This is a genomic window from Streptomyces sp. NPDC059142, assembly GCF_042755665.1.
Taxonomy (GTDB): Bacteria; Actinomycetota; Actinomycetes; order Streptomycetales; family Streptomycetaceae; genus Streptomyces.
The window spans coordinates 15504-22756 of record NZ_JBHZDA010000069.1 but is presented as its reverse complement, the minus strand read 5'-3'; the positions used below and the strand labels follow the sequence as shown (position 1 = coordinate 22756).

Genomic DNA, 7253 nt, shown 5'->3' with positions numbered 1-7253 from the left:
GGGCGCGCCCGCGGAGCACTTGCAGGTCCGCCGCGGGGGCGTGCAGGGCGAGGCGGACCCCGAGTTCGCCGGCGATCTCGGTGCGCTTGATGGAGTCGATGCTCAGATCGGCCTCCAGATCGAGACCGGGCTCCAGCATGTCCACCGGATAGCCGGTGCGCTCCGCGACCACTTCGCGCACGGTCTCCAGGACGGGCACGTCACGGGCCGGGGCTCCCGCGGCGGCGGGTGCGGGCGCGGCGGCGGGAGCGGTGGCGGTGGTGCCGAGCCGGGCGGCGAGGAGCGAGGCGATGCCCTCGGCGGTACGGACGCCGCTCAGCTCCTCCATCTGTCCGGCTTCCTCGGCGGCGATGCCCAGCCGGGCGGCCAGTTCACCGGCGATCTCGGTGCGCTTGATGGAGTCGATGCTCAGATCGGCTTCGAGATCGAGACCGGGCTCCAGCATGTCCACCGGGTAGCCGGTGCGCTCCGCGACGACTTCGAGCACGGTCTCCAGGACCGAGGCGCGCGGAGCGGCGACGGGCGCCGCCGCGGGTGCGACGACGGAAGCCGGGGCGAGGGCCAGCGGCGTGGCGACGGCCGCGGCCGTGTGGGCCGCGGGGACCGCCCGCGCGGTGAACGGCGCGGCCCCGGGGAGCTGTTCGGGTGTTCCCAGGTAGGAGAGCAGGACGTCCCTTTGGGCGGAGACCATCTCCCGGCTGCCGCGGAGGAACTCCGCGATCAGCGCTTCGGGACCGGCGGCCGGCGCGGGAAGGTGGCGCGGGTCGGACACGATGAACTCCGTCACGGGTCGGGCGGGGAGCAGGGCGTGCGGCGGGAAGGCGCCGTCGGCGCGGCGCAGCAGGTGGCCGTCGACGGTGAACCCGGCCCGCCGGACGGCTCCGGCGGTGGCCGGGTCGACGGTGTCGCGGCCGGTGAACAGCGGCCGGGTGCGCAGTTCCGTTCCGCTGACGGCGAGTTGGGCGAGGGCGGTCAGGAAGGCGGGCAGTCCGCCGTCACGGCCGTCCTCCAGCGTCACCGTACGGTGCGGGCGCTTCCCGAGTACGTCGGCCACCAGGCGGCTGAGCACCCGGCCGGGCCCGGCCTCGACGAAGACCCTGGCGCCTGCCTCGTACATCGCCTCGATCTGTTCGGCGAAGCGGACCGGGGAGCCGATCTGGGCGGTCAGTTCGGCGCGGATGGACAGGGCGTCGTCGGGGTAGCGGGCCGCGGTGCGGTTGGCCCAGACCGGGAAGGCCGGGGGCTGAAGGTCCACTCCCGCGAGGTGGACGCCGAAGTCCTCGCCCGCGCCGTCGAGCAGCGGACTGTGGAAGGCGCAGGCCACCTTCAGCGGCTTGACGGTGTGTCCGGCGTCCTTCAGCCGGGCCACGGCGGTGGCGAAGGCCTCGCCGGGGCCCGAGACGACCGTCTGGGTGGGCGAGTTGTGGTTGGCGGCCACCACGTCGCCGGCCAGGTCCGCGAGGCGCAGCACTTCCTCGACCTGGTCGGCGGGGGCGCCGACCGCGGCCATGGTTCCCGCGTCGTCCCGCGGGACCCGGCCGAGGATGGCCTCGGCGCGGGCGGCGCTGGCGGCGAGCAGTTCGTCGGGGGTGAACACTCCGGCGGCGGCGAGTGCGGCGAGTTCGCCGTAGCTGTGGCCGCCGGCCATCGCGGGGCGCACCCCGAGCGAGGTGAGCAGTTCGGTGACGGCGAGCGCGGTGATGCCGAGGGCGGGCTGGGCCACGGCCGTGTCGGTGATCCGGGCCTGTGCGCGGGCGGCGGCCTCGGTGCCGAGCGCGGCCGGCGGGAAGAGCGCGCCGGCCCAGCGGGCGCCGAGGTGCAGGTGGCGGTGGAGTGCGGGGAAGGCCGTGAGGAGCGGTGCGAGCATCCCGGGGCGCTGGCTGCCCTGGCCGGGGAAGAGCAGCGCGAGCTGTCCCTCCGCGACCTCTTCCGGTACGGCGCGGGCGAGGTGGATGCCGTCGGCGGGGGCGTGTTCGCCCTCGGCGGCCCGGCGCAGGAGCTGTGGCAGTTCGGCCGCCGTGCGGGCGACCAGGGCGATCCGTACGGGTTCGCCGCGTACGGCGGCCTGATCGCTGCGGTGGGCGGCGTGGCGGGCGAGGTCGCGCAGACGGCTGTGGCCGGCGTCCTGGTCGATCAGGGCGAGCAGGGCTCGGGCGGCCTTGGCCGCGGCCTCCTCGTCGTGGCCGCGGAAGGTGAACAGCTCGGCGGGCCAGGCGTCCAGGGCGTGGGCGGCGGGCGCCTGGTCGTGGGCGCGCAGGACGACATGGAAGTTGGTGCCGCCGAAGCCGAAGGCGCTGACGCCCGCGATCCGGTCGGCCGGTTCGGCGGCCCAGGGGGCGGCGGAGGTGTGGAAGGCGAAGGGGCTGGTGTCCGCCTCCCAGGCCGGGTTGGGGGTGGCGAGATGCAGGGTGGGTGGCTTGACGCCGTGGTGGAGGGCGAGGGTGGTCTTGATCAGTCCGGCGAGTCCGGCGGCGCACTTGGTGTGCCCGATCTGCGACTTGACCGAGCCGATGGCGCACGAGCCGGGTTCGGCGCCGTGCTCCTGGAACACCTCGGTGAGGGTGGCGAGTTCGGTGCGGTCGCCGACGACGGTACCGGTGCCGTGCGCTTCGACCAGGCCGACGTCGGCCGGGGAGATCCGGGCGTTGGCGTAGGCACGGGTGAGGGCGGCGCGCTGGCCTTCGGGGCGGGGCGCGGTCAGTCCGAGGCCGCGGCCGTCGCTGGCGCTGCCGACGCCGTCGATCACGGCGTAGATCCGGTCGCCGTCGCGTTCGGCGTCGGCGAGGCGTTTGAGGGCCACGCAGGCGACGCCCTCGCCGAGAGCGATGCCGTCGGCGCTCGCGTCGAAGGTGGCCGAGCGGCCGGAGGGCGACAGCGCGTGCACGGAGGAGAAGAGCAGGTAGTCGTTGATGCCGTTGTGCAGGTCGGCGCCGCCGCAGAGGACCAGGTCGCTGGTGCCGGTGACGAGTTCCTTGCAGGCCGCGTCGACGGCGGTGAGCGAGGAGGCGCAGGCCGCGTCGACGGTGTAGTTGGCGCCCCCGAGGTCGAGCCGGTTGGCGATGCGCCCCGCGATGACGTTGGCGAGCATGCCGGGGAACGAGTCCTCGGTCAGCTTCGGCAGTTGCTCCTCCAGGCCGGGCGGCAGCGCCCCGACGTAGGCGGGCAGCACGGTGCGCAGGGTGGAGGCGTTGGCGAGGTCGCTGCCCGCCTCGGCTCCGAAGATCACCGAGGTGCGCCGGTGGTCGGCGTCCGGTCCCTCGTAGCCGGCGTCGGCGAGTGCGCGCCGGGCGGCCTCCAGGGCGAGCAGTTGTACGGGTTCGATGCTGGGCAGCGAGGTGGGCGGGATGCCGTAGCTCAGCGGGTCGAACGGGATCCGGGGCAGGAAGCCGCCCCAGCGGGACGGGGTGCGTTCGCCGTCGCCGTCCGGCGCGTAGTACAGCTCGGGGTCCCAGCGTTCGGCGGGCACCTCGGTGACGCTGTCGGTGCCGGACACCACGTTGGACCAGAACTCGCCCAGGTCACGGGCGCCCGGGAACATCGCGGCCATGCCGATCACGGCGACGCGCAGGGGCGCGGGCGCCTCCTCGCCGGCCGGGGCGGGCACGGCGGCGGCGCGCTCGGCGAGCCAGGCGGCGGCGCCCTCGGTCACCTCCCGGTGCAGGGCCGCGACGGTGGTGGCCTCGGCGCGCAGCACGCTGACCTCCCCGGCCATGAACATGCCCTCGGCGCCCTGGCGTTCCTCGTCCACGGCGCGCAGTTCGTCCCCGACGCGCTCGACGCCCTTGGAGGCGATGCGCAGCCGGCCGACGTTGAACCGTTCCAGGCGGTCCCAGACGTCGCGGTCCGGCACGCCCTGGGCGGTGAGTTCGTCCCGCAGTGCGGCGAAGTCGCGGGTGACCTCGCTGGCCGCGCACCGGGTGGCGTGGCCCGGCGCGGTCTCCAGCAGGTCGGTGCGGTCCGCGGCGAGGACCCGCCGCTGGAAGAGCGGCCGGATGGCGCCGGCGCCGACCGCCTCGGCGGTGAAGAGGTAGGCGGTGCCCATCAGCACGCCGAAGGCGACGCCCGCCTCGGTCAGCGGGGCGGCGACGGTCGCGGCCATGGCGGCGGAGCGGGCGTCGTGGATGCCGCCGGCGAAGAGCACGGTCAGCTCCGTGGCCGTCCCGGGGCCCCGTTCGGCGAGGAACTCGCGCAGCACCTCGGTCTGCGCCTCCCACAGCGGGAAGCTGTTGCGGGGCCCGATGTGGCCGCCGCACTCGGCGCCCTCGAAGATGAACTTGCGGGCGCCCGCGGCGAGGAACTGCCGCAGCAGTCCCGGCGAGGGCACGTGCAGGAAGACCGATATGCCCTCCGCCTCCAGGGCGGCGGCCTGTGCGGGGCGTCCGCCCGCGATGACGGCGTGCGTGGGTCTCAGCTCCCGGACGACGGCGAGCTGCGCCTCCTTGACCCGCTCGTCGGCGAAGCCGAGGATGCCCACGCCCCAGGAGGCCCCTTCGGGCAGCGAGTCCCGGGTGCGCTCCAGCAGGTCCCGGGTCCGCGTGGCGTCGGCGAGGGCGAGGGCGAGGAAGGGCAGGGCGCCCTCGGCGGCCACGGCGGCTGCGAACGCGGGTTCGTCGCTGACCCGGGTCATCGGCCCCTGGGCGATGGGCAGGCGGGTGCCGAGCGCACGGGCCCCGGCGGAGTCCTCGGCGAGCGCGGCGGCGGCCCGCTCGCCGGCTGCGGCCCGGCCGATCGCGTCGCGGATCCCCCGGATCGCCTCGGCGACGGTGGTGGAGCGGGCGGCGAAGGACGCGGCGAGATGGCCGTCCTGACCGACCGGCAGCAGGCGCCGTACGGGATCGGCGGCGGTGAAGGCCCGTTCGGCGGCGGCACCGTCGGCGGGCTGCTCGGGGGCGTGCGGTCCGCGGCGGCGCAGAAAGCGCACCCCGTCGACGAGGACGCTCTCGGAACCGTCCAGTGAGCCCAGTGCCTCGACGGTCTCGGCGTCCGGTTCGGCCTCGTCGAGCAGCGCGAGCTGGATGTCGAGGACGACGCCCGCCGCTCCCCCGGCGACCGCGGCGGCGGCCGTACGGGGGCCGATGCCGCCCCACGCCCAGACCGGGACGGTGATCCCCGGGTCGGCGAGTACCCCTTGCAGCAGGACGAACGTGCTCAGCTCACCGGCCCGGCCGCCGCACTCGCCGCCGCGCAGCAGCAGCCCGGCGGCGCCGGTGTGAACGGCGGCGGTGGCTCCGGCGAGGCCGGTGACCTCGACGAGCACGCGGCGCCCGGGGAAGTCGGCGGCGCTCCGCGCGGGGTCGGCGAGCAGCACGGTCGCGGCCCCCTCGGGAAGGTCCGCGACGCCGATCGGGCACCCCGGCCGGACCCGGACCCCGAAGGGACGGCCCGCGGACCAGCGGGCGGTGCGGCGCAGAACCTCGATGGCTTCGCGGCGGCGCCCGGGCAGTTCGAGCACGCCGAGGGCGCCGGCCCGGCCGGCCGCGGCGGTGAGGCGGGGCGAGGGGCGGTGCAACGGGTTGACCGCGAGGACGGCGTCTTTCGGTGCCTGTGACGGCGCAGGGGTGGCGAGCGTCCGCATGGGAGTCTCCTGTGGGGGGAGTGATGCGCGGTAGTCAACTGGGGTCATGACAAGCGGTCAACCTGTCGCTGAGAGTCACCACTTGCTCCGGTCGACCCGGGCGATCCCCTTTCGAATACCGAAATCCACGCACGCGGAGTACCGCTCCGAGGCATTCACCGAAACACCGGACGACCCGGCAGTGCCCACCATGTGAATGCGTCATGTGGCAGCAACGCAGCCGTCGCAATACCCTCACTGGAATGTGCGGCAGATCACGCGATTCCTCGGTGCGACACCCACCCACGACCCGGGTCGCGCACGCTCCGTGACGAGCGCACGGCGAGCCCCTCCCGCGACGCCGGCCCAGGACAACAACCGCACTGCGGCCACTTCACGCAGGCGGAGACATGGACGTCGATGTGAACACGTCGGACGGGGCATCTGACGCACCGTCATCAGCGCACCCAGGAGGGCACGTTGGCGGGGCTACCGCGCGTGGCGACGGGGCCCGGCCTCCCGCCGGGTGGCGTGGATGGAGCCGAGGAGATCGAGGCCCTGGGCGCTGGGGCTGCCCGGTTCCGCGTGGTAGATGACGAGCTGCTGGCCGGGTGCGTCGCGTACGTCGAAAGCCTGGTAGGTCAGCGCGAGGGGGCCGACGTCCGGGTGCAGCAGGCGCTTGGCGTCCAGGGTCTTGCCGCGCACGGTGTGCGCGTTCCAGAGGCGGGCGAACTCCGTACTGTGCTCGCCGAGGGTGTCCACGAGTTCGCGCAGCCGTGGGTTGCCGGGGTCGAAGCCGACCGCCTGGCGCAGATTGGCGACGGTGGCCTGGGCCGCGTACTCCCAGTCCCGGTAGAAGTGCCTGCCCGCGGGGTCGTGGAAGGCCATACGGGCCAGGTTGTCCGCCGGTTCGAACGGGGCGAAGAGCGCGTCGGCCAGGGCGTTGGTGGCCAGGAGGTCCAGGGTCCGGTTCATGACGAACGCCGGGGTGTTCGGATAGCCGTCCATCAACTGGCGCAGTGCCGGTCCGACCCCCTCGGCCGCGTGGGCGGCTGGCCGGTCGCCCGGTACGGCCCCGGCCAGCCGGAACAGATGCGCGCGGGCGTCCGTGTCGAGACGCAGCGCGCGGCTGAGCGCGTCGAGCACCTGGGGTGAGGGGTTGCGCTCCCGCCCCTGCTCCAGGCGGGTGTAGTAGTCGGCGTTCATCCCGGCCAGGACGGCGACCTCCTCGCGGCGCAGCCCGGCGACCCTGCGGGCGCCGTAGCTCGCCATGCCGACGTCCTGCGGCAGCAGCGCGGCGCGGCGTGTGCGCAGGAAGTCCCCGAGGTGGTTGTCGTCCATGCCTCCAGGCTAGGCGGTGGCCCGCACCGCTGCCCGGGTGTGCCGCACCCAGGCAGCGCGCGCCCTGGCCGGTGGCGGCCGGCCGTCCGGTCGAGACGCACCCACTTCTTGACGATCCTGCCTCCGGGGACCCGCTGGAAACTCGGGCGCGGTCCCACGCCTGGGAGAGCACTGCAGGCGAGACACCCATGTGCACCTGGCACCGCCTGTCACACTCTTCGCGGTGTCACACGGTGCCATGGTGTTCTTCCGCACCGTCCCGGGGGGGGGGGTAGGCGGGCCGGGGCCCCCGGGCGGGGCCGGGGGGGCGGACACCCCCCCCGGGGGGGACCCGGGGCCACCCGGGGGGACGGGCGGG

At 75.0% G+C, this 7253-nt stretch carries 2 protein-coding genes; both read right to left on the bottom strand.

Annotated features, from left to right (window positions below):
• The coding region (locus ACFXPK_RS23015) for a beta-ketoacyl synthase N-terminal-like domain-containing protein (protein WP_385078176.1) at positions 1-5575 on the bottom strand (5575 nt) is incomplete at its 3' end.
• 468 nt (positions 5576-6043) lie between these two features.
• Positions 6044-6895, bottom strand: coding sequence for a helix-turn-helix transcriptional regulator (locus tag ACFXPK_RS23010; RefSeq protein WP_385078173.1), 852 nt, complete (start codon positions 6893-6895; stop codon positions 6044-6046).
• Between the last annotated feature and the right edge of the window lie 358 nt (positions 6896-7253).

Coding starts and splice junctions, on each gene's coding strand:
- ACFXPK_RS23010 (WP_385078173.1), bottom strand. CDS start 6,895: ATGGACGACAACCACCTCGGGGACTTCCTGCGCACACGCCGCGCCGCG.